The 25,677-nt window shown below is 40.9% G+C and carries 18 protein-coding genes and 1 rRNA gene; 1 reads left to right on the top strand and 18 read right to left on the bottom strand.

Going from position 1 to position 25,677, the window contains the following annotated elements; genetic code table 11:
* Window positions 1-135, bottom strand: a 16S ribosomal RNA gene (locus VB083_RS09710); the annotation flags it as partial.
* Window positions 136-386: 251 nt separating this feature from the next.
* Between VB083_RS09710 and VB083_RS09705 the strand changes: the two genes are divergently transcribed.
* The gene (locus tag VB083_RS09705; RefSeq protein WP_323402002.1) at window positions 387-2,708 is read left to right on the top strand and encodes a PBP1A family penicillin-binding protein; all 2,322 of its coding nucleotides are present in this window, start codon (window positions 387-389) and stop codon (window positions 2,706-2,708) included.
* Window positions 2,709-2,791: 83 nt separating this feature from the next.
* Here the strand turns inward: VB083_RS09705 and ppsA are convergent, their stop codons facing one another.
* The 17 genes from ppsA to pth form a co-directional block, all read right to left on the bottom strand.
* Window positions 2,792-5,179 (bottom strand): phosphoenolpyruvate synthase, encoded by a 2,388-nt coding sequence (gene ppsA / locus VB083_RS09700; protein WP_323402001.1) that lies wholly within the window; start codon window positions 5,177-5,179, stop codon window positions 2,792-2,794.
* 15 nt (window positions 5,180-5,194) lie between these two features.
* The gene (gene ppdK, locus VB083_RS09695; RefSeq protein WP_213701771.1) at window positions 5,195-7,858 is read right to left on the bottom strand and encodes a pyruvate, phosphate dikinase; all 2,664 of its coding nucleotides are present in this window, start codon (window positions 7,856-7,858) and stop codon (window positions 5,195-5,197) included.
* A gap of 33 nt (window positions 7,859-7,891) precedes the next feature.
* The gene (locus VB083_RS09690; protein ID WP_213690698.1) at window positions 7,892-8,707 is read right to left on the bottom strand and encodes a pyruvate, water dikinase regulatory protein; all 816 of its coding nucleotides are present in this window, start codon (window positions 8,705-8,707) and stop codon (window positions 7,892-7,894) included.
* Window positions 8,708-8,712: 5 nt separating this feature from the next.
* Entirely contained in the window at window positions 8,713-9,516 is an 804-nt protein-coding gene (locus VB083_RS09685) for a pyruvate, water dikinase regulatory protein (RefSeq protein ID WP_213690697.1), read from the bottom strand.
* Window positions 9,517-9,526: 10 nt separating this feature from the next.
* Window positions 9,527-11,590, bottom strand: coding sequence for a glycine--tRNA ligase subunit beta (gene glyS / locus VB083_RS09680; protein ID WP_323402000.1), 2,064 nt, complete (start codon window positions 11,588-11,590; stop codon window positions 9,527-9,529).
* Window positions 11,591-11,612: 22 nt separating this feature from the next.
* Entirely contained in the window at window positions 11,613-12,491 is an 879-nt protein-coding gene (gene glyQ, locus VB083_RS09675; RefSeq protein ID WP_213690695.1) for a glycine--tRNA ligase subunit alpha, read from the bottom strand.
* 54 nt (window positions 12,492-12,545) lie between these two features.
* Window positions 12,546-13,298 carry a DNA repair protein RecO gene (recO, locus tag VB083_RS09670; RefSeq protein ID WP_213690694.1) on the bottom strand — a complete coding sequence of 251 codons (753 nt, stop codon included), beginning with the start codon at window positions 13,296-13,298 and terminating at the stop codon, window positions 12,546-12,548.
* Window positions 13,264-14,184, bottom strand: coding sequence for a GTPase Era (era, locus tag VB083_RS09665; protein ID WP_213690693.1), 921 nt, complete (start codon window positions 14,182-14,184; stop codon window positions 13,264-13,266). Before era ends, recO begins: the two co-directional genes overlap by 35 nt.
* Complete coding sequence (locus VB083_RS09660; RefSeq protein WP_213690692.1) at window positions 14,184-14,633, bottom strand: cytidine deaminase; 450 nt, start codon at window positions 14,631-14,633, stop codon at window positions 14,184-14,186. Before VB083_RS09660 ends, era begins: the two co-directional genes overlap by 1 nt.
* Window positions 14,608-15,894: a hemolysin family protein gene (locus VB083_RS09655; RefSeq protein WP_307879461.1), complete on the bottom strand. Its 1,287-nt coding sequence runs from the start codon at window positions 15,892-15,894 to the stop codon at window positions 14,608-14,610. The genes VB083_RS09660 and VB083_RS09655 overlap by 26 nt, the downstream gene beginning before the upstream one ends.
* Window positions 15,894-16,427, bottom strand: a complete 534-nt coding sequence (gene ybeY / locus VB083_RS09650; RefSeq protein WP_213690691.1) for an rRNA maturation RNase YbeY — start codon at window positions 16,425-16,427, stop codon at window positions 15,894-15,896. The genes VB083_RS09655 and ybeY overlap by 1 nt, the downstream gene beginning before the upstream one ends.
* A 15-nt stretch (window positions 16,428-16,442) precedes the next feature.
* Window positions 16,443-18,542: an HD family phosphohydrolase gene (locus VB083_RS09645; protein ID WP_213690690.1), complete on the bottom strand. Its 2,100-nt coding sequence runs from the start codon at window positions 18,540-18,542 to the stop codon at window positions 16,443-16,445.
* Window positions 18,523-19,521 (bottom strand): PhoH family protein, encoded by a 999-nt coding sequence (locus VB083_RS09640; RefSeq protein WP_213690689.1) that lies wholly within the window; start codon window positions 19,519-19,521, stop codon window positions 18,523-18,525. The genes VB083_RS09645 and VB083_RS09640 overlap by 20 nt, the downstream gene beginning before the upstream one ends.
* Window positions 19,522-19,545: 24 nt before the next feature.
* Window positions 19,546-21,027 carry a pyruvate carboxylase subunit B gene (locus VB083_RS09635; protein ID WP_307879462.1) on the bottom strand — a complete coding sequence of 494 codons (1,482 nt, stop codon included), beginning with the start codon at window positions 21,025-21,027 and terminating at the stop codon, window positions 19,546-19,548.
* 12 nt (window positions 21,028-21,039) lie between these two features.
* Window positions 21,040-21,885, bottom strand: a complete 846-nt coding sequence (mazG, locus tag VB083_RS09630) for a nucleoside triphosphate pyrophosphohydrolase (protein ID WP_213690688.1) — start codon at window positions 21,883-21,885, stop codon at window positions 21,040-21,042.
* Window positions 21,882-25,010 (bottom strand): DEAD/DEAH box helicase, encoded by a 3,129-nt coding sequence (locus VB083_RS09625; protein WP_213701773.1) that lies wholly within the window; start codon window positions 25,008-25,010, stop codon window positions 21,882-21,884. The genes mazG and VB083_RS09625 overlap by 4 nt, the downstream gene beginning before the upstream one ends.
* Window positions 25,011-25,078: 68 nt before the next feature.
* On the bottom strand, window positions 25,079-25,672 hold the full coding sequence (pth, locus tag VB083_RS09620) for an aminoacyl-tRNA hydrolase (RefSeq protein ID WP_213690686.1): 594 nt from the start codon (window positions 25,670-25,672) through the stop codon (window positions 25,079-25,081).
* Window positions 25,673-25,677 lie beyond the last annotated feature (5 nt).

Genomic DNA, 25,677 nt, shown 5'->3' with positions numbered 1-25,677 from the left:
CATTACTCACCCGTCCGCTACTAAGAACACATCATCTCTCCTCCGAAAAGTCGTGATGATATGCCTCCGTTCAACTTGCATGTGTTAAGCACGCCGCCAGCGTTCGTCCTGAGCCAGGATCAAACTCTCCATGAATTTCTTGTATTGGCTCGCTTTACATTTACGCACTGTATTCTCTTTTCAAGCTTCGTTTGTTTTTCAGCTCGTTGCCCTAACCGGCAACGGCGAAAAATATACCACGCCTTTGAATGGAATGCAAGCCCTTTTTCAACTTTTTATAAAAAAACTTTTGAGATGGTATAATTCTTCCATTGAAGTTGGCAGTACACGATATAGTTATTATATTGAAAGTATAGTGTTGCCCATGTATAGAGGAGGCTTCAGCAATGACACAAAAAGAATCAACGCCAGAAGAAAAGAAGAAGACTAAGAAATCATCACATTCTGGCAAACCCAGTTTCCTTCGAAAAATAATTTTACTGTTCCTTTTGGTCGTATGTGCAAGCATAGCAGTTATTTCCGTTTGGGGAGCTTTATTTGTCAGAGAAATTTCGGAAGAGCTGCCGACGACTACCCAAATATTAGCTCATAAAGAGAGTGTTGCAAGCACTGTTTATGATCGTGATAATCAAGTTATAGCACGTTTATTTACAGAAAATAGAAAGCCAGTACAACTGAAAGATGTTTCTCCATGGATGATAAAGTGTACATTGGCTGCAGAAGACTCTTCTTTTTATCAACACAGTGGAATCCGCCTCCCTGCCATAGTACGTGCATTGATGGTCGACATATTGCATCGTGGCGCTAGACAGGGAGGAAGTACCATTACCCAACAATTGGCGCGTAATCTTTTCTTGACTCATGAAAAAACCATAAAAAGAAAAGCAAAAGAGATTATGCTGGCTATCCGAATGGAACAGCTTTTTTCAAAAGACAAAATTTTAGAGATGTACCTTAATACCATTTACTTTGGACACGGAGCATGGGGTGTTGAAACAGCAAGTAAAACATATTTTGGGAAAGAGGTAAAAGACCTCAATCTTCACGAAGCAGCTGTAATGGCTGGCCTGATAGCTGCACCAGAGCGTTATAGCCCACTAAACAATATGGGAAATGCTAAGAAACGACAGGGCTATGTTCTGGGACGTCTCGTTGATTTGGGATGGATTAACAGTGAGACTCGCGATGCTGCCTATAAAGAAGAAATCGTATTAAAACATACTCCCAATAAAGTCACAGAATACAATAGAGCTCCTTACTTTGTTGCGCACTTGCTTTTTAATTATTTGTTACCTAAATATGGAGCAGATCTCGTTTACAGTGGCGGTATGGAAATACATACGACGCTGGATTTAGATCTGCAAGAAGAGGCTGATGCTTCCATTCAAACATTGAAGAGCCAAGGGGCTCTCATTGCCATGGACCCTCTCACAGGAGAGGTGTTAGCCATGACAGGCGGCAAAGATTTCTCAAAGAGTAAATTCAATCGGGTTACACAAGCTTATCGTCAACCTGGTTCTGCTTTTAAACCTTTTGTTTTCGCAGCAGCCTTAGAAAAAGGGATATTGCCAACAGATCATTTTCTTGACGCTCCCCTCTCATACGATATTCCTGGAGAAGAAAAGAAATGGGAACCAGGAAACTATAGCAATAAATATAACGGAGAAGTAACGGTACTTGATGCCCTCATACACTCATACAATACTGTGGCTGTACGAATGGCAGATCTCATAGGAGTAACCAATGTTGTACATATGGCTCGAAGTGCAGGGATTACGTCTCCACATTTGCCTTATGACCTTTCTTTAGCACTGGGAACAGCGAGTATAACACCCATGGAAATGGCTGTCGCCTTTTCTACTTTTGCAAATGGAGGACATCTTGTAAGCCCCTTCATGATTCGTGAAATCCGATCAAGCAATGGTGATGTTCTCGAATTTCATACTCCCGAAGTCAAGGATGGGATTTCTCCGACAACAGCTGTTGTCATCCGATCACTTATGGAAGATGTTGTTCAAGCTGGAACAGGTCGACGGGCACGCATTCCTGGCTGGGAAACTTTTGGAAAAACTGGAACAACAAATGATTACAGCGACGCATGGTTTGCTGGCGGAGTTCCTGGACTCGTTACAATCGTTTATGCTGGTAACGATGATCATAAACCATTAGGAAGGAATGCGACTGGAAGTGCTATCGCCGTTCCCGTCTGGAAACGTTTCATGGAAAAGGCCGTGAAGGTTCTTCACCTTCCTCAATCATTCGACATTCCAGAAGGCCTTTCTGTAGAAGCAGTACAAATATGCAGAGAATCAGGCTTTTTAGCTAGCCCTAACTGCCCTGCCGCTACTATTTTCTTACCTACGGGGTCAATACCGACAACAATATGCCCTCTTCACGGGGGAGAATTATTTGCCAGTCAAAACGATCCTCAAGCACCCAGACTCTATCTACTTCCGCAAGATGAGGAACATTATTACACATATGCAACTTTTCCAAACGGCAATATTCCTTGGACGTTCCCTGGAACAGAAGGCACAGAACCAGGTCTATCTCCCCTACAAAAGCAGCCTATTCCATCCCAGAAGCCTGCTGAAGAGTCCAATGTTCCCACGGGAGATGCAAAACCCTATGAAAATGATCCAAGCCCTGCTAAGACCATTGAAGATAGGTATCAGGATCTTTTAAAGCAGTATGGCATTACAAACTAAGAGATAATGACGATGGAAGCAAAAAAAGAGGGCTGAAATTAATTTCAGCCCTCTTTTTTACGCTAGCGTTTTGGATTTCTTTTCTATTTGCTATTCCTAATGCTATTAAGGATAATACGCTGTTCAACAGCAGCTACGAGTTTTCTTGTATATGCAACTGTATCAGGATTGACACTCATGCTGTCAATTCCCTCTTTAACGAGGAATTCTGCAAAATCAGGATAAAGAGAGGGACCCTGGCCACAAATTGAGCACGTCTTGCCATATTTATGAGCAGCCTGAATAAGTATTCGAATAGCGCGCTGCACAGAGATGTTGCGCTCATCAAAATACCCCATGTTATTTAGAATTCCTGAATCTCTATCCACTCCCATAACAAGCTGAGTAAGATCATTACTGCCGATACTGAAACCGTCAACCATCTGCGCAAATTCTTCAGCTGCAAAGACAACAGAAGGAACCTCGGCCATGATCCAAAGCTTAAAGGAGGAACTTCTTTCAAGCCCTTCAGAGCGCAGTATGTCAAGAACACGCTCAAGTTCCCAGGTAGTACGAACAAAAGGAAGCATCATCCAGACATTGACAAGACCATATTCTTCTCTTACCTTACGCATAGCCTGGCATTCCAGTCTAAATCCAGCTTCGTACTCTGGAGAAATGTAACGGGAAACGCCACGCCAACCAATCATCGGGTTATTCTCTACAGGTTCAACTTCTTCTCCACCTTTTAACCCTCTGAATTCGTTGGTTCTAAAATCGCTCATGCGAACAACAACGGGACGAGGGTAAATAGCTTGTGCCACAGTCGTTATACCTTCAGACATCTTATCTACAAGCAGTTTTCCTTGCCCTGTTTTTACAAGATACATGGGGTGAATCCCAACCATATTTGTAAATATAAATTCCGTACGCATCAAACCGATGCCATCAAATGGAAGCTGCTTATAGCGATCAATGATAGAGGGTTCGCCGAGGTTCATATAAATCTTCGTCCCAGTAATAGGGGCAAGCTGATATGCCAAATCTTCGATTGGGAATGCAGCCGTATCGGAATGTGATGCTGTTTCTTTTGCGGAATCTTTCTTCTCTGGTATAACGTTGCCGTTAAAGACAACTCCCCGTGTCGCATCAACAGTAACAAGCATTCCCTCACTGAGAACGGCCGTACCATTTTTAGTGCCCACTATACAAGGAATTCCCAACTCTCTTGAAACTATTGCTGCGTGACACGTACGTCCACCTTCATCTGTAACGACAGCAGCAGCCTTTCTCATCGCGGGAACCATATCAGGATTTGTCATTCCAGTTATTAAGATATCACCATCTTTAACGCGAGCAATTTCATTAAGATCATGAATGATAAGTACTTTCCCTACCGCGATGCCAGGTGAAGCTGCCAAGCCTCTCGCTAAAACATCTAATTTAACTTCTTTCTGTGCTGGAGCCGCAGTATTCTGATCCACGGACTCTTCTCCCCCTTTAAGTGTCGTTATAGGACGAGCTTGAAGTATATATAATTCTTTTGTTTCTTTATCCAGAGCCCATTCTATATCCTGCGGGCTTTTATATATGGCTTCTATAGCTTTTCCAGCCTTTCCAAGAATGATAATTTCCATATCAGAAAGACACTGCATTTTAACCTTATCCGGTCCAAGAAAATCTTTTACAGCAACTTTGACCGTTCCAATGCCACTATTTTTTTCCACAATCATTGTGTTCTTTTCAGCAATATTTTTCTCTACAACATCAAGATGATCTTTTTCTAAAATAAATTCATCAGGAGTAACAACACCAGAAACAACTGCTTCTCCCAATCCCCAGCTGGCATTGATCATAATCTGGTTAATATCGCTCGTTACGGGATTAGCAGTAAACATAACTCCCGATTTCTCGCTCCTCACCATTTTTTGCACTACAGCACTCAATGCAACTTCAAAATGGTTAAAATCCTGTTTTTCTCGATAGTATGTAGCTCTTGCCGTCCAAAGAGAAGCCCAACACTTTTGGACATGCTTTAAGACCTCTTCTGTTCCAGAAATATGAAGATACGTATCCTGTTGTCCTGCAAAAGATGCATCTGGTAAATCTTCTGCCGTTGCCGAACTCCTTACCGCAACTTGCAAATTATCAATCTTTGTTTGTGCACAAAGGCTATTGTAAGCCTCTTTTACCTCTTTAGCCATTTCTTGTGGGAAAGAAGCTCCCATAATAAGGTTTCTTATCTCTTCGCACTTTTGGGAAAGGTCATCAGTGTTTTCAAAATCGATGCTCTGAATGATATTTTCTATAGATGCCCCCAACCCAGAAACTCTGATAAAGTCTCTGTATGCTAAAGCTGTCACACAAAACCCTGGAGGCACAACCACTCCATTTTGAGTTAGCTCTCCAAGATTAGCACCTTTCCCTCCAACAAGTGGTATATCATTGCGATTTATTTCTGGAAACCACCTGATGTACGTATATGTTCCCATCTCACTGCCTCCTCGTTAATTAATGAAGCCCAGTGCAGCTTGAGCAGCGGCTAGCCTGGCTACTGGTATTCTAAAGGGCGAACAGCTAACGTAATGAAGACCAATGCTGTGACAGAATGCAATACTTTCAGGATTGCCACCATGTTCGCCACAAATGCCCAAAGATATATTTGCCTTAACTTCTCTTGCTTTCCTGACACAAAGCCGCATCATCTCACCTACTCCTTCTCGATCAAGAATATGGAAAGGATTCTCCTGAAGCAACCCTTTTTGCAGGTAGGTTCGTAAAAATTTAGATTCAGCATCGTCTCTGGAATAGGCAAAAACCGTTTGCGTTAAGTCATTAGTTCCAAAGCTAAAAAAATCTGCATATAAAGCAATTTTATCAGCTAGAAAAACCGCATGTGGAACTTCTATCATACTTCCAATTTTGTAGTCAAGTATCGTACCTGTACTCTTATAGTACTCTTCAGCTATTCTGTCTACCATTTTACGAAATATTTGCATCTCTTCAGAAATTCCCACTAACGGAATCATTATTTCAGGAGATACTTGTATTCCTTTGCTCTGAGAATTAATAGCTGCTTCGAAAATCGCCCTGATTTGCGTTTCATAAATTTCCGGATATAACACCCCCAAACGACAGCCACGAAATCCCATCATAGGATTCGTTTCTTTTAACATTTCAATTTTTTTCAAAACTTCCTCCAGATCCGCTCTTTTTTCAGAATCTGAATCTTCATCATGTCTGAGTATAGCAAGTTGTTGACGAATATGATCTTCTTTTGGGAGAAATTCATGAAGGGGCGGATCTAACAAACGTATAATAACAGGAAAACCATCCATTTCTTTAAAAATATTTTCAAAATCATTCTGTTGCATCTCTTGTAATAATTGCAAATCATGGAGCCGCACCTTCTCATCAGAAGTTATAATCATATGCTCCATTATGGGAAGACGATTTTGAGCCATGAACATATGCTCAGTGCGGCATAGACCAATTCCTTTAGCTCCAAATTCTCTAGCTCTTTTTGCGTCTTCAGGGGTATCGGCATTTGCCCAGACTTCCAAAGAAGCAACATCATCAGCCCAGTGTAAAAAAGTTGAAAATTCTTTTGTGATTTTAGCATCGAGAAGAGGTGCTTCTCCTTCATAAACACGCCCATTACTACCGTCAACTGTTATGACATCGCCTTCACGTAAAAAAACATCTTTATTATAAAATAGGCGCTTTTTCTCAATATCTATAACAATATCTTCACACCCACTTACACAAGGTTTTCCCATGCCTCGAGCAACAACAGCAGCATGACTTGTCATTCCACCGCGACTCGTAACAACACCTTCTGCTACAGCAAGCCCATGAATATCATCAGGGCTAGTCTCAGGGCGAACAAGAACAACTGTTTTTCCCGCCATATGCCATTGGACTGCATCATCTGGAGAAAAAACTATCATGCCTGTACAGGCCCCTGGGGACGCCGGTAACCCCTCTGTAATAAGAGGGACACTTGTCTCTGGATCAATTTGTTTATGTAAAAGCAGCTCAGCTTCGCGAGTTGAAACGCGAGTCAATGCTTCATTTTTCTCTATGAGTTTCTCCAATGCCATATCATGAGCTATTTTAACAGCAGCTTCAGCAGATCGTTTGCCTGTTCTCGTCTGTAAAATGTAAAGCTTACGGTTTTCGATAGTAAATTCTATATCTTGCATATCTCTATAAAAAGTCTCTAGAGATTTCGTAATATCTAAGAGCTGACCATACATATCGGACATCATATAACGAAGCTCTGAGATGGGAAGAGGTGTTCGTACACCCGCAACAACATCTTCCCCTTGTGCATTAATAAGAAACTCACCATATAACTCTGCAACTCCATTTGAAGGGTTGCGAGTAAAACAAACGCCCGTACCACATTGTTCATTGAGGTTACCAAAAACCATAGAAACTATATTTACCGCAGTCCCTAAATCATGAGGGATAGAGTGAAGATTTCTATACGTTTCAGCTCTTGGGTTATTCCAGCTTTTAAAAACAGCAACTAAAGCATTTTTCAATTGTATCCATGGATTGGAAGGGAACTTCTCATGGACGTGGGTTTCAAAAATTGATAGATACTGAGAAACCAAATCTTCAAGAAGAGAGGCAGGGATTTCATAGTCGAAAGAAAAACCATGTTCCTCTTTTATTTTTATAAGTATGTCTTCGAAGAGATTGGGATGTAATCCTTCTACCACTTCTCCATACATTTGGATAAAACGCCTATAACTATCGAGAGCAAACCTTCTATTTTGAGAGGCATGGGCTAAGAAGTCCAAAGTATTTTCATTGAGTCCAAGATTAAGGATGGTATCCATCATGCCAGGCATAGAAACTGGAGCCCCGGAACGTACAGACACGAGAAGGGGGTACGGTCCTCCATCCCATTTTTTACCAGCTTTCTGTTCCAAACGCTCGACAGCCTTCTCTACATGCGGCCAAATTGTATCTATGAAAGAATTATCTTCTGTCAGAAACTTGAGACACGCCTCTGTCGAGACGATAAAACCAGGAGGTACAGGCAGACCATTCTGTACCATTTGAGCAAGATTTGCCCCCTTACCTCCCAGTACATTTTTCATAGACGCATTGCCTTCCTCAAAATCATACACATACTTTTTGAGGTTCTCTTTTTTCATGGCGCTACCCACCTCCTAATAGATACGGAGGACTTAATGCCTGATGTACGCCAATATTTCTTGTGAAGTTTCTTCTAAAGCACGACCTGTGACATTAAAAATTCTAGCGCCAAGGGCAGTCATAATTGAATTCGCGTAGTCGAGTTCTTCATAAACCTTTTCTCGTCTAGTATAGTCCGATTCCTCAGGATCAAGTCCTAATATAGCTAAACGTTTCACTCGAATATCAATTAGATACTCTGGATCTATAGTCAAACCTATAATACGGGATGAATCGATTTTAAAAAGCTCCTCAGGAGGAGCGAGTCCTGGAACAAGAGGCACATTAGCTGTTTTTATCCCCTTATGAGCAAGATACATTGAAAGAGGGGTTTTACATGTTCTAGAAACGCCGAGAATAACAAGTTCTGCCTCTGGTAAAAGATACGTATTGCTTCCATCATCACAACTAATAGTAAATTCTACTGCTTTGACACGTTTGAAGTATTCTTCGTCCATAACATGGGAAAGCCCTGGTTTTTCTAGAGGATCCTTACCTAAAATATCAGAAAGAGTATTAAGTAAGGGACCAAATACATCTATAACATCAACATTCATAACGTTGCCATTTTCAATAACCCAATGACGTACAGCTTTATCCACAAGGGTACAGATCAGAACTGCATTCTTTGAAGCCGCCATCTCCAAAACATTTTGCGCCTTTTCAATGCTATTTACATAGCGGAAACGATGGAGTTTAACTCTAGATGGTTGAAATTGGCTCGTTGCCGCCCGGGTAACTCCCTCAACTGTTTCCCCTGTAAAATCTGATACGACAAATACTTCAAGTGGTTCTTTTACTTCTAACATACACCTTACCCCCGAAGAAGATCCATGATCTCTTGAGCATTCTCTTCAACTGCTCTCCCCGTTACATCATATATTCTGCAATTTAATTGCGACATGATGTTATGGGCATATTCAAGCTCTCGCTTAACACGTTCCCTATTAGCATAGGCTGAAGCTGCGGGATCAAGTCCCAGCAGCTTCAGCCTTTCTTCTCGAATTTGTGTCAACTTGCGAGGATCTATTATCAGACCTACCAACCGATCCTTAGACACAGAAAAAACTTCCTGAGGAGGATCTACTTCAGGTATTAAAGGAACATTTGCCACTTTAAATCCACGATTAGCAATATACATTGAAAGAGGGGTCTTTCCCGTTCTTGAAACGCCTAGTATAACAAGATCGGCCATCGGCAATGCAGACGGATTTCGACCGTCATCACACTGAATTGCAAACTCAACTGCCTTTACTCGCCTAAAATATTCTTCATCCATGCGACGATTCAGCCCAGGAGATTCCAAAGCAGCTTCTCCCAATCGCATTTCAAGAAGATCAAGAATAGGACCAAGGAGATCAACAAAGGGTACTCCCAATTTTTGAGCTCTCATAGCCATAGATCGTCTTATGCTTTTATTGACCAAAGTACAGACAAGCACAGGACGAGCTAAAGCTGCTTTCTGAAGAATATCTTTTACCTTATCCTCAGAATCAACGTACCTGAAACGAGTAACCTGGCTAAAAGATGATTCAAACTGACTCATCGCAGCATGTGCAACATGTTCTGCGGTTTCCCCAGTAGAATCTGAAACAATAAATAACGACAGAGAGCTCACGTTTTCCCTCCTAATTTTTCAAAACACCTAAATCCCCAACTTCTCGGAAAATACCATTACAACGAGAAAGCAAAGCTAATCTGTTTTGTCTGACATCAAGATCTTTATCCATAATCATAACATCATCAAAGAAAACAGTAATACGAGGAGAAAGTCTCGTGAGAAGTGACATTAACTCATCCCAATCATACTTTTGCAATGCTTCCTCTACGAGTGGCTGCATTTCGTTCATTTCATCAAAGAGAGCCTTTTCCACGTCTTTCTGGAAAAGAGACGTGTTAACATCAGAAGAAACATCCTCAGCCTTTGACAATATATTTCTCACGCGAACAGCTGCTGTTACAAGATCCACGAACCATTCTTCGCTTTTTACTTTGTTTACAACGTTCAAGAAACGTAGAACCTGTAAAGGTCTTCTTCCAGTCACTGAAATAGCAAGAGACACAAGATCGTGTTCGAATCCCTTTTCTTTCAGCTGTACATGCAAACGTTGCTCAAAGAAAGTCCAAACCTGCTCCATAATTTCAGAAGATACGTCAGCATCTTTTCCAGCCTGCTCCATAATATTCAAAAGATCAATATCAAGATTAAGTCCCCATATAATTTCATTGATGCATCTAGCAGCACGCCTGAGGGCGTAAGGATCTTGAGATCCTGTAGGCTGTAATCCAACCTTATGGCAGTTTACTATCACGTAAACACGTTCGGCTATTCCAAGGAGAGCACCTACAGTATCAGAAGGGACAACATCGCCTGCAAATTTAGGTAAATACTGTTCATAAATAGCTTTGGCAACCCTTTCCGGTTCCCCATTACGTAAAGCATATTCTCTTCCCATAACCCCCTGAAGTTCAGGGAACTCATAGACCATATTCGTCAACAAATCACACTTAGAAAGCCATGCAGCACGATCTACCAATTTTGCAACGTCAGAATATCCCTGAGTTTCACAAATATATTTTGCCAATTTTTGAGTTGCCATCATCTTATCGTAAAGAGTTCCTAATTTTTCCTGATAGAGAATATCCTTCAATTCTTCTACTCGGCTTGCCAAAGATTTCTTCTGATCTTCGGTCCAGAAGAACGAAGCATCCTCTAATCTAGCTCTAAGAACCCGTTCATTCCCTTCACGCACAACACCCATATTGGTGGCTCTATTGTTACTTACTCCTACAAAATATGGCATCAATTTTCCCGATTCGTTTCTGACTGGGAAATATTTCTGATGTTTTTTCATACTTGTAGTAAGAACCTCTTCTGGAATTTCAAGGAATTTTTTGTCAAAAGACCCATAAAAAGGAACCGGAAACTCCACAAGATACAGGTTTTCTTCCACTAATTCAGGATCTAATTCGACCTTTCCACCTATCTCTTTTTCAAGAGCATTGATACCAGAGATCATTTTCTGTTTTCTCTTCTCTTGGTCTACGATAACGTAATTATCGTAAAGTTTTTCCATAAATTCAGCTGCATCATTGATCTCTATATTTCTAGCACCCATAAAGCGATGGCCCCGAGTAACATTACCGCTCTGTATACCACCATAATTAAATGGAATGACTGTACTATCAAGCAAAGAAACAATCCATCTGATAGGTCGTGCAAACTTAACAGTCGAATCAGACCAATACATATTTTTGGGAAAGACAAGCTGATTTATAACTGAAGGCAATATTTCAGGAAGTAACTCCTGAACAGGATTCCCTTGCTCGGAAATAACAGCAAAAGCATATCGCACTCCATCAACTTCTTTGGGGAGCAGATTTTCATACTCGACTCCCTTGCTTTTTGCAAAGCCCAAAGCTGCTTTTGTCGGATTCCCATTTGCATCAAAAGCAGAATCCCATGTAGGGCCTTTATAGTTCATAACCTTATCGTCCTGCTTTTCTTCTATATCACGCACAACTAAAGCCATACGACGAGGTGTTCCATAAGCAGCTACCCGCCCATATTTGATACGTGCAGCATCAAACTCTTTTTCTACGTTGTTCACAAGTGTATCTAACGCATTGGGAAGAAAGCGAGAAGGGATTTCTTCTGTTCCTATTTCCAATAAAAGATTTTTATATGCCATGAGTCTTCACCTCTTCCTAAACCTAACGAGAGAATTTATTCATAAAGGGATAGTTCATTTCTTCCCGTTTTGCTGCGTACTCTTCACAGCAACGACTTGCCAATGTCCGTATACGAGAAATATAGCCGGTACGCTCTGTTACACTGATGGCATTTCGCGCATCAAGAAGGTTGAAGGTATGAGAACATTTCAAGACATAGTCATAAGCAGGGAGAATGTATCCTTTAGCAAGAATATGATTCGCTTCAGCCTCATACATAGCGAAAAGTTTAAAAAGCATATCTGTATCAGCTATTTCGAAATTGTAATGGGAAAATTCCACTTCATCCCAGTGGTGGATATCTCCATACGTTACATCGTTGACCCAGGCAAGGTCATATACATTCTCAACTTTTTGAACAAACATGGCGATCCGCTCAATTCCATAAGTCAATTCTGCCGGAACAAGAGCCATGTCTACGCCACCAACTTGCTGGAAATAGGTGAACTGAGTAACTTCCATTCCATCAAGCCATACTTCCCATCCTAGTCCCCATGCACCAACTGTCGGGGATTCCCAGTCATCTTCAACAAAGCGTATATCATGTTCCTCAGGCTCTATACCTAAAGCACCAAGACTGGCAAGATATATCTCCTGTATATTATCTGGCGCCGGCTGAACAATAACCTGATACTGATAATAATGTTGTAACCTGTTCGGATTTTCTCCATAACGTCCATCTGTCGGTCTTCTTGAAGGCTCGACATATGCTACTTTCCACGGTTCTGGGCCAAGCACCCGTAAAGCAGTTGCAGGGTTCATAGTACCTGCACCTACCTCTATATCATACGGTTGCTGAATGACACATCCCTGTTCAGCCCAAAAACGCTCAAGGCGAAAAATAATTTCTTGAAAGTTCACACCAAAGACCTCCCTTTCAACGAACCCTGCATTTCTTCCTGTATATTTAATTTTCTAATTATTTTTTTCTAAAAGAAATTTCAACCGCTCTATTTGAGCCTTTAAAAAAACGCCCTCCATTGAAAATTCCTGAGCAGGCAGACTTTTACGAGAAATCAACGCCGCCACCTGGAGAGCTTTCAAATCATTATAAGGAACAACTCCACCCACTTTATTGGAACAACGAGAACAAAGTAACCCTGTTTCTGACCAAAAAGCTTCGGATGTAAGTTCTTTACCACATTGCTCACAAGAAAACAAATCTGGAGCTTCCCCACGAATATGCAGCCATCTCCATAAAAGACGCCACGAAAGCAAAAGGGGATCTACTCCATCACTCAAAGAACGCATCGTCCAATATAGTAAGGCAAGCAAACTATCTTCTGCAATTCCAGAACATGTATAACGAGCAATCAGCCTATTCCATTGCAATCCAACAGAAAGTTTTTGCGCATCAAGACGCAATTTCCACATATCGTCTTTAATATCAATAGATTTGACATAAAAACGCTTAGGTCCCTTATAAAGGTTAAAAGAACCCCATGTGAGAGGTTCTGTGGCGCCGCCAAATCGAACTCGTCCTCGAGCCGAACCTGGTGCTTGAGCCCAAACTGGCCCTATCTTTTTTAAAAAAAGTTGTAAAGACATATCGCCTTCAGCACTTATTGTGCGACGCAAAACTATTCCAGAACTAGAAAAAAGGCCTTGCGTTAAAAAATCCACAGCGATAGTATCACCTTCCTGTATATCCCATCCTCCGAAGTTCACTTTCTGACTGCCGCCATCCTGGGCGAACTTTAACCCAGAGATCAAGAAAAACCTTATGGCCTGTCATTTTCTCCAGATCAGCACGGGCATAGCTTCCTATTTCTTTTATTTTACGTCCCTTTTTTCCTATAATGATCGTCTTTTGACCATCTCTCTCTACAACAAGATTCGCACGTATATAAAGGACATCTCTCTCCGGGTATTCATCAGGACTCTTATACTCTTCTATCTCTACAGCCAAACTATGTGGAACCTCTTCATGAGTCAGGCGTAAAACCTTTTCTCTGATTATCTCTCCAGCTAAAAAACGCTCAGGACTATCAGTAAGAACCTCTTCGTCATACCACGGGAAGCCTTCCGGTAGCCTTTTTTTAATAGTTTGTACAAGACGTTCTATATTATACCCTTTTTTTGCTGAGACTCCCAAGACCTCTGCAAAAGGCAACATTTCTTGAAAGATAGATATCACCTTGTTAAGCCTTTTTTTACTTTCTTGTACCCTGTCAGCTTTGTTGATGACAAGTAAAATAGGCGTAGTAACTTCTTTAAGAATATCTACAATTCGTTCGTCTTCTGGGGAAAGTTTGCTATCCTCTGCCTCTACTACATAGAGGATCAAATCAGCATTTTCGAGAGAACGTATAGCTGCGGTTACTAAGGCTTCGCCTAATTTATGCCTTGGCTTATGAATCCCAGGAGTATCTGTAAAAACAATTTGAAGTCCAGGTTCATTATAAATTCCATGTATGGCATTTCTCGTTGTTTGAGGTTTCTCTGAAACAATAGATACCTTATACGTAAGAATAGCATTTAATAGAGAAGATTTTCCTACGTTAGGACGCCCTACAATAGGTACTATCCCAAATTTAAAATCCATTTCTTCCATTAGTCTTGTAAGTCCTCTCTGCCAAAAGGATAAGGGAAAAGTTCGCGTAACGAAACTATCTGCAGCTTGTTTTCTCCATTTTCAAACACCAGAATCATTTCAGGATTAAACTCCCACAACACTTGACGGCACGCTCCACATGGATAACAAGGTTTTCCCTTTGTCCCTACAACGGCAAGCGCAAGGGGGGATTTTTCTCCGCGAGCAACCATCTGTACAATTGTGCTTCTTTCTGCGCAAAGAGTAAGGCTGTAAGAAGAATTTTCTACATTACATCCAGTGATTATGTTATCGTCACTTAAAAGCAAAGCTGCTCCCACAGCAAAATGTGAGTAGGGAGAATATGAAAAAAACTGGACCTCCCTCGCCGCCCCCATAAGAAGCTCAGGAGTAACGGCAAGAGAAGGCCAGGGAGAATTTATATTATTCGTCATCTTCTTGGATGTCATCTTTTAATACCTCATGAAACCTCAAAAGTTTTATGCGGTGATCTTCCACATCAAGAACCTCTATCTCCCATTTCCCATATTGAAGAATGGCACCTTTTTCAGGGAAGCCTCCGGTTAAAGCGAGAATAAGACCACCGACACTTTCTGCATCTTCTGATTCAAACGAGTAATTCAATATTTCACTAAGATCTTCTAAACTTACATTTGCCTGGACAAGATAGTTGCCACCCGTCTCTTTTAATACGGGCGCAGTTTCTGAATCGTATTCGTCTTGTATTTCACCAACTATCTCTTCAAGAAGATCTTCCAGCGTAACGAGACCTGCTGTTCCCCCATATTCATCGACAACTATGGCCATATGGACATGTCTATTTTTCATAATATTAAACACATCTACAATTTTCATTGTTTCAGGCACGAAGAGAGCATCTCTCTTAAGTTTGGAAACAGGCTCTTCACTCATTCCTGAATAAAGATACGGGATGGTATCTTTCACATAGAGAATTCCTTCAATATCATCGAGGCTTTCTCCGTATACGGGAACTCTGGAATGTCCGAACTCCTGAAAAATGCTAACTGATTCTCCTATTGTTGCGTTACTGGCAATAGCGTTCATGTCTGTCCTTGGAATCATAATCTCATAGACACGAGTCTCTTCGAAAGAGATAATACCATGAATCATCTTGCGCTCCACTGCTTCGAGAGCACCAGATGCTTCTCCAATATTAACCATTTGTTCTATTTCTTCTCTTGTCACAAAGGGATGTTGCGTCTTTAAATCCACTCCAAAAAGAAGGCCTATCATCCGCACAAAATGATTCATGATCCATATGAAAGGTGCGAAGATCAGACCAAGGAAACGCAATATAGGAAGAGTGACAAGCAGAATTGATTCTGATTTTATAATAGCTATACTTTTTGGCAAAATTTCACCAAAAATGACAATGACCACAGTCATAATGATAACTGCACCAAAAACACCTTTATGACCGAACAAGATAATTGCCAATGAAGTTGCTACAGCACTCGCTGCTATATTAACAAGGTTGTTTGAAACAAGAGTAATAGTAAGAGCACGTTGTGTATCTCCCACTAACCATTGGAAAAAACGACGTTGAAATGGATGGCGTTCTTGCAACGCAAGCAACTTTCCCCTTCCCGCTGCTGTTATCGCTGTTTCTGCACTACTAAAAAACGCAGAAAGGAGTAGCAAAAACAGAAGAAAGAAACCATATCTCATGGCAGACAGAGGAATATCCACTAGAGAATCAGTCCTCCTTCTATAGGGGAAACACCCTGTCTCTGTTCAGAACACCAATTTTCGCGAATTCTAAATTGAAGGTTCCACATTGCTTCTTTTTTTTCTTCCGTGTCATGATCCAATCCTAAAAGGTGAAGGAATCCATGTGCCACCATTAAATAAAGTTCTTCAATAAACGACACATTGTTTTGGCTGGCATTTTCCCTAACAATTTCTTCACAAATGAGGATATCCCCTAATGGCAGAATATCCCATCCTTGAGGAGGGAGAAACTCTCCATTTTCTTCCCACATAGGGAAAGAAAGGACATCTGTTGGTTCGTCTATCTCGCGATATTCCCTGTTCTTTTCTTGCATTTCTGATGGGGAAACAATAGAAATAGAAACTTCAGCCTCTTGGTCATCATACTTTTCCGGGAAGAGATGGTTGACAACCCTCTCCAATATTTCCTCGCGGCCCTCTAATTTTCTAAGGGCCTTACTACTTTCAGATTCTCCTTCATCAATATTGTCAAGACATAAATGAACCTTCACGTGTTACGCCTCCTGTTAATTTTCATTTTTTAGATTCTCCTGAGTCAGCTCAGGAGTGGTATCCTTTTTATCCTCTTCTTCTGAGGATTGAATTTCTTTTACCTTACGACCATGATAAACTGATTGCAATGCATAAATCAAGGCTTCTTTAATCTCTGATAAATCTTTTAAAGTAAAATCTACGTTATCAAGCTGGCCTTCCGCAACCTTGGAATCAATAACTCCTGATATCACTTTTTCCAAGTCTTGTATTCCAGATATATTTTTTCTATCTGCGCGAACAGCAGCTTCAACTGAATCCGCTAGCATTAATAGTGCCGTCTCTCTGCATGAGGGACGAGGGCCGGGATAACAAAACTGCTCTCGTGGTAATTTTTCACCTTGTGAATTTGATTTACGGTAAAAATAAGAAAGACACGTTGTACCATGGTGTTCAGCTATAAATTGACGTAATTTCGCGGGCAAATGATATTCATTGGCTATTTCAAGACCTTCCCTTACGTGTGCAATAATAACTAACGCAGAAAGGGATGGAGTCAGCTCGTCATGAATATTTTCCCCTTCCATCTGGTTTTCCACAAAGAAATGAGGTCGACGTAATTTCCCTATATCATGGTAATAAGCACCAGCCCTTATAAGATACGCATTCATACCCAACCTATCAGCCGCAGTTTCTGCTAAAGTCCCAACCATAAGCGAGTGATGATATGTTCCAGGGGCCTCTATTTGAAGTTTTTTGAGTAAAGGCTGAGTGGGATACGAAAGCTCCATAAGGCGCAAGGGAGACATGATATCAAAGAAATTTTCCCATATAGGGAGAAAAGCAATAACCACCGTTCCCCACAAGGCTTCTGCCAAGCATGAGATCAAAAAGACCTGCCACGTTAATTCCAATGAAATCGCCCATCGTGCAAATATTCCCGCAAAAACAGGAAGAAGGCCTGCAATAAAAAGTTGCCTCCATAAGTGACTTCTCGAATGCACATCTCTAAAGAAGAAGCGTCCTGTCATAGCTGCAGTAAGCCCCATAAAACTGACAAGCACAATTTCAGAGGTAGAAAAAGCTGACATGAGTATTGACGCAATAATAGAGGCACCAAAGATAACCTGAAATCCTAAAGAAAAGGGCAGTACAAGATAGGCCCATCCCGTAAGGGTAACGATAGCAACTCCTCGCGCCCCTAAAAGGCCTGAAATATACTCAGCAAACCAATAAGCACCAACAACACACGCTATATAGATTTCATTGAGGTCATAGTTTTGCCCTCCTGAAGCAAAAGCAGGCAAGCGAATCCAAAAAGGCCAACACAGTATAAGGAGAAAAGAAAGAGTAAAAATTTTCCATGGGAAATGCTGTTGTAAATATCCTTGCGAAAGAAGGATGCGAGCAAGCTGGGGAGTAATAATTTCTCCCTTCTCAACAATAACATCGCCTACTTTTAGATATTGTTCGATAGGCTTCAAACTAGAAGCAAGGTCACTTCGTAGATTCTGCGTTAATTCTTCGTCTACTTTTACGGCAGGTCGAAGCACATCTTCTAGAAGTTGATATATTAAATTATTTAAGTCCATAGGCAAATCAAGGGATTCAATTTCCAACCAAAGAGCTTCAGGCGTCGGGTTGCTAAAAGTATCCGCATTGTTTTCTTTTAAAAGGATGTTAAACCCTATTTTCGCAACCGCTTTTAATGCCGTCTCCTTTTTTGTTTTGGGCAACTGATTTAGAAGGGTTACAAGATCTTTGGAAATCATAGCCCCTTCAAGATCACCGGCCTCCAACATTTTAAATTGCGTTGTCATTGAATTAAGCGCGTCAGAATCACGAACCAGAACACCAGATATGGTGTTCTGAACACGATCACGCAACAATTTCGTTTTATCTTCATCGACATATTTCATGGGAGAAATGGCAAGATAAGCACGAGGGGCAGGATGTCCTTCTACAAAACCATATCTTCCTTCATCAAAAAACCATCTAACAGAAAGAAGCATTACAGCAAAAAGGACAAGCAAAATAACAGAATAGAGACGTACAGTTCCTTCTCCTTCCATTAACCGTGATTTCAAACGTTTCAATTTTTTAAGAAATTTAAAACTACTTATTCCGTTGCTCATACTCTTCATATGCTCTGACAACACGCTGAACTATCTCATGACGCACTACATCATGATTAGTAAGTTCTAAAAAGGCTATTCCTTCAACACCTTCTAATATATCTCTCACCTGAATCAATCCTGACTTTTTTCCCGAAGGAAGATCTATCTGAGTAATATCTCCAGTAATAACAGCTTTAGAACCAAAACCAAGGCGTGTTAAAAACATCTTCATTTGTTCGGGTGTCGTATTTTGTGCTTCGTCGAGAATGATAAAACTATCATTAAGAGTTCGCCCCCGCATATAAGCTAAAGGAGCTATCTCTATAACACTTTTATCAATATAACGTAAAAAACGTTCCGGCGAAAAAAGATCGTAAAAAGCATCATAAAGAGGACGAACATAAGGCGCAACCTTTTCTCTTAAATCTCCTGGCAAATAGCCGAGACTTTCTCCTGCTTCTACAGCTGGCCTAACTAAAACGATACGACTTATCGTTCCCGCTTTCAACATGGCAACTGCCTGACAAACAGCAAGATAGGTTTTCCCCGTTCCAGCCGGTCCGATAGAAAAGACTATATCATGGGTACGCATTGCCTCAATATATGCTTTTTGCCCGCCGGTTTTTGGACGAACAGGTTTTCCTCTCGCCGTTGTGCATATAATATCATTATAGAGGGGGGCAAGATTTGCCTTCCCCTCTATTGCGATCATATCCATACCATATCTCACATCAGCTGCGAGAATCTGATGACCATGTTTTGCTACTTTAAAAAGCTCTTCAAGGTACCCATATACGGTCTCTATAACATCTTTATCTGGGCCTTGAATAGTTATTTGTTCTCCTCGTACAACAAGGCGTACAGGAAAGCGTTCTTCAATAGCTTGAAAATTCTCGTCATTATTTCCTGCAAGACGAGCCATTACATCTTGGTCAGAAATAGTTAGCATTTTAGAAAAAGAATTTTCTTCCGTTGCTCTTAAATGATTCTCACTCATATATTTGTAATACCTCGTATTTCTTTAGACTGGGTATCCAGCTCCATCAACCAACGTTTCAAGACCTATGTCTCTTTTCGTTTTTTTTGCGTATTTTTTCATGAGAAAATCCTTGGCCACTGCCGGGAATAAGACATAAGAAAGGGCATCTTCCGGTTGTAGAGCCCAAGGTTCCACAGCTTTTTTAGCCGCTTCCATTTCAGGAGCTATTTTCTCTCCTGGACGGCAGGTAATGGGCTCTTCATCCCCTACAGCCTTTTTCTTAATGTCTGAATCCACTTCTGCTGGTGGTTTACCATAGAACCCAAGGAAGTAATTACGAACTTCTTTAGGAATAATCTTCCATCGCTCACCAACCAGAACATTTAGAGTAGCCTGTGTTCCCACTATCTGACTTGTCGGAGTAACAAGGGGAGGATATCCCATCTCTTTTCTCACGCGAGGAACTTCCTGCAAAACTTCTTCTAACCTGTTCAATGCATTCTGTTCCCGCAACTGATTGACAAGATTAGAATACATTCCGCCTGGGATCTGATATATAAGTACATTAATATCTACGCCTGCCAATTTTACAAAAATGTCCTTATATTTTTCACGAACTTTTTTAAAGTGGTTGGCAATAGGTACAAGTTTGTCTAATTTAAGGCCAGTATCATACTCTCCGCCGGCAAGTGCCGCAACAAGAGACTCTGTAGGAGGCTGACTCGTTCCCATCGAAAATGGAGATATAGCACAATCTACAACATCCGCTCCCGCTTCAATAGCAGCAAGATAAGACATGGAAGCCATTCCACTCGTATAGTGTGAGTGAACCTGCACAGGAAGACCTGCTTTTTTCTTAATAGCTTTCACCAATTTAGCCGCATCTACAGGGCTTAAAAGGCCTGCCATATCTTTGATACAGATGGAATCAGCACCCATTCCCTTCATCTTAGCAGCAAGATCTGCAAAGGCAGAAAGCGTGTGAACAGGCGATAGTGTATAAGAAATTGTAAGCTGCAAATGGGCACCCTCTTTTTTCACCTGATCAGCGGCAACTTCCATGTTACGCAAATCGTTGAGAGCATCAAAAATACGTATAATATCAAGGCCATTACCAACGGCTCTTTTCACAAATTCTCTTACGGTATCGTCAGCATAGTGCCTATACCCTACAACGTTCTGGCCTCGAAGAAGCATTTGAAGTTTCGTCTTTTTAAACATTTTACGAAGTACGCGCAATCTTTCCCAAGGGTCTTCGTCGAGAAACCGCATACAAGAATCAAAGGTCGCCCCACCCCAAACTTCTAGGGAATGGTAGCCAATTTCATCCATCATTTCTGCAACAGGAAGCATATCCTCAATACGCATCCTCGTCGCCATGAGAGATTGGTGAGCATCTCGCAAAGCAGTCTCAGTAATGCCAACTTTTGCCACGTTCAAATTCTCAATTTTGGCAATCCTGGACGTTTTTTCCTTCTTATCACTTTTGACAGCGTTCTTATTATTTCCTTCTTTCATGATCATTCACAGCCTCCATTACTGTAATGATGAGTCGCAAGTTTTTTTCGACTGTCCAAAGGAAGACTCAGATCGTTTTGCTTCATTCCAAAAACAATCAAGGTCTTTTAGTTGATAATCTTCCCACTCTCTTCCCTCTTGATGAACCATTTTTTCTACCTGGCGAAACCTCTCTTCGAATTTTTTATTGGCTCTTTGAAGCGCAATATCAGGATTGACTCCCAAATGTCGAGAAAGGTTTACTACAGCAAAAAATAAATCCCCTAACTCTTCTTCCACTCTCTCTTGTTCCTCTTGGTTCACAGCTGCCTCTACTTCGCTTAGCTCTTCTTTTATTTTATCTGTAACTGGCTTTATATCTCCTTTTTCCCAATCAAAACCTACATGAGAAACTTTTGCCTGAATACGATATGCCTTCAGAAGTGGGGGCAAACTTTCTGGGATGCCAGCGAGAACAGACTTATCTTCTCGCTTCTTTAAGGATTTTTCTTTAACCTTAATCTTTTCCCAATTAGCAAGAACATCAGCACTCCCATTTACTTCCACTTCACCAAAAACATGCGGATGCCTTCGTATGAGCTTATCACAAATTTCGGATATTACATCTTTTATATCAAAAAAACCCTGTTCTCTCGCCAATTGTGCTACAAAAACAATTTGAAGCAAAACGTCTCCCGCTTCTTCCTTCATTTCGTCTATATCTTGCTGAGAAATAGCATCTACAAGTTCGTATGCTTCTTCAATTATGTGACTTCTAAGAGTTTCGAAAGTCTGCTCTCTATCCCACGGACATCCTTCTGGAGCTCGAAGTCGGGCCATTATAGATACAAGCCGTTCAAGGTCGGCATTTACTGTTGTACTCATTTTTTACCCTCCATATCCAGCTTTGTCGATAAAAGCGATTGAATAGCGTTAGCCGCATTACTCATACCTTTATAGCCGCCTGGACCTACTATACGATCAATCGTTTTTATCCATCCCTTTATATTTTTCAGTTTAGAATATAAATCCTCTTTTTTAAACATAATCACAGTTTGATCTAATCCAGAAACTATAGACGTTATTCCAACAAACGATCCACAATTTCGCACAATTGCTGTATTAATAAGATAGGCAAGTGCATCTGGTAATGGGCCAAACCTATCGCGAATTTCCTTCCGCAACTCTTCTAATTCCTGCCAGGTACTATTTTTCAACAATCGTCTATACAATGTAATACGAATATTTTCCTGAGGAATATAACTAGACGGAATCGCTCCTGTAAGTTCACTATCAACTGGAGTCTCAAGGAAAAGTTCGCCTCTTACTCTAGCAATTTCTTCTTCAAGCATTTTGTAATATAAATGGTAGCCCATATGTTCTCCTTGTCCATGCTGAGTCACACCGACAAGATCTCCACTACCTCTTATTTTCAAATCCTGGAGGGCCAAATTATAGCCTGAGCCAATGTCGGAAAAAGCCGAAATCGCTTCAAAACGCTCGGCGGTTTCTTTTTGAAGAGGAACATTTTCCGGATAAAGGAAAAAAGCGTATGCTCCCTCTTCTCGGCGTCCTACTCTGCCTCGAAGTTGATACATTTGTGCCAAACCTAATTCTTGCGCATTATCCACTATCAAAGTATTGGCTCGTGGAATATCAAGTCCACTTTCAACTATTGTCGTACAGACTAAAATATCCAAGTTTCCATTGTAAAAATCCAACATCGTTATTTCAAGATCGCGCTCAGCCAATTGACCGTGTGCGATTCCAATTTTTGCATCGGGAAACATATGTTTTAGTTCTACAAATATATTTTTCAAACGGTTAATTCGATTAGAGACAAAAAACACCTGACCGCCTCTATTTAATTCTCGTAAAACAGCTCTCTCCATAACATCTTTCCGTCTTGGACCCACCATAGTCAATACAGGAAGTCTATTATAAGGCGGGGTCGAGATAACAGAGAAGCTTCTCAAACCACGTAACGACAAAGAGAGGGTTCTTGGGATAGGTGTAGCTGAAAGAGTTAAAACGTCAATTCCTTCTCTTGTCTCTTTTAGCTTTTCTTTATGCATAACTCCAAATCGATGTTCTTCATCAACAATGAGAAGGCCTAGATCAGCAAATTCTATATCTTTTTGAAGAAGCCGCTGTGTTCCGATAAGTATATCTACACGTCCATTTTTCGTATCTTCCAAAATCTTTTTCTGCTTCGAAGAAGATATAAAACGGGATAAAACCTCAATTCGCAAGGGGAAACCAGCCATACGACTTCGAAATGTATGGTAGTGTTGTTGAGCTAATATAGTTGTTGGAACAAGCACAACCACTTGTTTACCAGCTTCAGCTGCTTTAAAAGCAGCACGCATGGCTACTTCTGTTTTACCAAAACCCACATCCCCAACTAACAACCTATCCATAGGATACGGACTTTCCATATCCTCACAAATGTCTTTTTCAGCTTGCAACTGATCAGAAGTCTCAACATATGTGAAAGCCTCCACAAAATGCCTATACATTTCTGTGTTTGGTGGGAAGGCGTATCCTTTTAGCAACTCTCTTCGAGCATAGAGGCGAATAAGAGTCTTAACCTCTTCCTGAATTCGCTCTTTCGTTCTTTCCAGGCTCTTTTTCCATCGCGTTCCGCGTAAGGAATCGAGAACAGCATCTGCCGTTGCTTCTTCGTGCAAAGGAGAAATTTTATGAACCTGCACAAATGGAACAAGTAGTCTTTGCTTATTTGCAAATTCAAGAACAAGAGAATCAAGCTTCTCTTCCCCTGAAATTATCTCCTCAACACCTCTATAAACAGCAACTCCATAATCTTCGTGGATAACTAATTGGTTCTCTATTAATCTTTCTTTCCAATCGAGTGGGAGGGCTCGCCAGGGTTTAGCGCTTCTTGATACGGTAACACCTGCTATCTCATAATCTGATATCCATACCTCTTTACGAGATACATCTATAAAACCTTTGGAGAGAGCTCCTTTATGAAAGATGACATGCGATTGTATTTCTTTATCATTTTGTAGCGATGTCCCAGAAGAAACAATATGAATAGAATATAACTCTTTACGCCAATATGTACATGTCCACTTAAACTTTTCTATATCCCCTCGAAAGTGAGGACATTCTTGTATATCAAACGACTCTTCAGAACGAGCAATAGTCGTACTAATTCTAACTTTAGATTTTGCAGATAAAGTAGAAATGACAAAATCAGGCCATGATGGTAAAGATGGGATATCCCCTTCATGTCGAAGATCTTCCCACAACCATCGATATGATTCAGCTTTATTTTCTATGAGAGAAGGCTCGAAAAGAATAACTTTGCACGAGGAGGGGAGGATATCTTCCAACACCTTTTTTCTAGCTGTCTTTATACTATGAATTTCAATCTCTTCAAGTTCAGAAACGCTTGTTTGACTCTGAGGGTGGAAAGAGCGAATACTCTCTATTTCCTCATCGAAAAACTCAACCCGGATGGGCAAAGCATATGCCGGATCATAAATATCAACGATAAATCCCCTCACGACATACTGTCCTGGACTCCAGACAAGATCAACTCGCTCATATCCAGCATTTTCCAACCATGAAAGAAGGCGGCTACGAATATAATTCGAATTTCGTTTCAAATGGAATAGTCCGTCTCCTATAAGGAAAGGAGAGAGCAAGCCACCAGGAGTTGTGGCCAGTATTCCGCCCTTTTTCTCCCACGAAGATAAAACCTCTCCCCGTTGAAGATAGAGAGGTTTATTGCGTATCCCCTCTACTGTCAATGGCAATTCATATAAAAGTTCTGCACTTTCGCCTTGCCAAAGGTTTTCGTAATCTGAGATAAAATCTTCAGCCTGTCTTTGATCAGGCAGCACAACAAGAAGAGGTGGCGTATTACGACCAACAACCCATGCACGAGAAGCTCCATCTATAGGAAGATGGATATGTCCACCCTTTTTCCAAAGATATTCTTTAATATTCCAAAGTAATCCTTCTGGTTCTTTTTTCTCCATATTTGATAATTTTATAAGTATCAATCCTTGTTATCATAATAAAAATGGCGAGACATCGGTCTCGCCATTTAATTATCATCTTTCCCTGTCCGTTCCTTCTTAGCATTAATCAGGCTCATAGCTGATTGAATTTCTTCTTTAAGCCACAGCTCTACTGCATTTACAGCCTCATCCAAAACGTCAGGAAGTAAAGATCGCTCTTCTGACGGGAAGGTTCCGATTACCCAGGATATCATGTCTCTCCCCATGGGAACAGCACCGACTCCTACCCTAAGACGCGGAACGTTCAATGTTTGAAGAGCTCCTAAAATTGATGCAAGGCCATTATGTCCACCCGCAGAACCTTTTGTTCTCAATCGCAATTTTCCAAAAGGAAGCGCAACATCATCACTTACCACGAGTACATCTTCAGGCTCAATTTTGTAAAATCTACAAACCTGCCCAACAGATTTACCACTAAGATTCATGTAGGTAAGAGGTTTCAAGAAAATACATTTTTCGCCACAGATGAACTCAGGGCCCCATACCATACCATCAAATTTCAAAGAAGGAGCACCTAGCGAATGAGAATCAATAAAACGATCGAGAATCATCCAGCCTACGTTATGACGAGTTAAAGCGTATTCAACGCCAGGATTACCAAGACCTACAATAAGTCGCAAGAGAA

Origin of the sequence: Aminobacterium sp. (assembly GCF_034926885.1) — a bacterium.
Taxonomy (GTDB): Bacteria; Synergistota; Synergistia; order Synergistales; family Aminobacteriaceae; genus Aminobacterium.
The sequence above is the reverse complement of the archived record's forward strand: the minus strand, read 5'-3'. Positions and strand labels throughout refer to the sequence as shown.